The sequence below is a fragment of the Streptomyces sp. SID3343 genome (assembly GCF_009865215.1).
In the GTDB taxonomy this organism is placed as follows: Bacteria; Actinomycetota; Actinomycetes; order Streptomycetales; family Streptomycetaceae; genus Embleya.
Genome location: NZ_WWJX01001406.1, coordinates 1 through 1429, shown reverse-complemented (window position 1 = coordinate 1429; position 1429 = coordinate 1). Strand labels below are relative to the sequence as shown.

Annotated in this window: 1 protein-coding gene; it reads left to right on the top strand. The window is 72.1% G+C overall.

Annotated elements, in window-relative coordinates; genetic code table 11:
* Positions 1-23: 23 nt before the first annotated feature.
* The coding region (locus tag GT354_RS44630; RefSeq protein ID WP_346012459.1) for an amino acid adenylation domain-containing protein at positions 24-1429 on the top strand (1406 nt) is incomplete at its 3' end.

Here is a 1429-nt window from a genome sequence, read left to right as displayed (position 1 = left end):
GCGACATCTACGACGCCCCCACCGTGCAAGCCCTCTTCGACCGCTGGATACACCTCCTGGACGCGGCCACCGCCCACCCCGACCGCCCCCTCGGCCACATCGACCTGCTCACCCCCCAAGAACACCGTCAGGTGCTCGACACCTGGTTGGACACCGAAACCGAGGTCGGCGAAGACCTGGTGCCGGCTCGCTTCGCCGCGCAGGCCCAGGCCACGCCGGACGCCGCAGCCGTGTTCGCCGGGAATACCACCCTGACGTACGCACAACTGAACAGCCGCGCCAACCGACTGGCGCATGCCCTGCTGCGCCGGGGCGCCGGACCGGGCACGGTGATCGCGCTCGCCCTGCCGCGCTCGGCCGACCTGGTGGTCGCCTTGTTGGCGGTGCTCAAGACCGGCGCCGCGTACCTGCCGCTGGACCCGGACCACCCCGCCGGGCGCATCGAATACGTGCTGGAGGACGCGCGGCCCGCCCTGTTGCTCACCACTGCGGCAACCGACGCGCGGATACCGGCCGGCGGCTCCTTGCAGCGGCTGGTGCCGGACTCCCCGGACGCCCGGGCGCTGTTGGCCGACTGCCCCGACACGGACCCGGTCGACGACGACCGCGCCGCGCCGCTGCGGGCCGCCGACGCCGCGTACGTGATCTACACGTCCGGCTCGACCGGCCGCCCCAAGGGTGTGGTCGTGCCGCATGGGGCGCTGCTCAACTTCCTGGAGGCCATGCGGCGGAAAGTCCCGCTCCGGCCCGAGGAACGGATGCTCGCGGTCACCACGGTCGCCTTCGACATCGCAGCGCTGGAGCTGTACCACCCGCTGCTGTCGGGTGCCGCAGTCGTCCTCGCGCCCAAGGAAGCCGTCCCTCAGCCCTCCGCCGTGCTCGACCTGATCGCCCGGCACGGCGTCACCACCGTGCAGGGCACGCCGGCACTGTGGCAGCTTCTGGTCGCGCACGAACCGCAGGCCCTGCGGGGCCTGCGCATGCTGGTCGGGGGCGAGGCACTGCCCACCACGCTCGCCGAGTCGATGCGCACGCTCACGGACGATCTGACCAACCTGTACGGGCCGACCGAGACCACCATCTGGTCGACCGCGGCGGACCTCGCCGGTGGCACGGGGGCCCCGCCGATCGGCCGACCGATCGCCAACACCCGCACCTATGTGCTGGACGGCGGGCTGCAGTTGGTGGCGCCGGGTGTGGTGGGAGAGTTGTATATCGCGGGTGCGGGTGTGGCCCGCGGCTACCTGGGCCGGCCGGGTCTGACGGCGGAGCGCTTCGTCGCGGACCCCTACGGGAGCGAACCCGGTGCCCGGATGTATCGCACCGGTGACCTGGTGCGCTGGAACCCCGACGGCGAACTGGAGTTCGTCGGCCGCGCCGACCACCAGGTCAAGATCCGCGGCTTCCGGATCGAACCCGGCGAGATCGA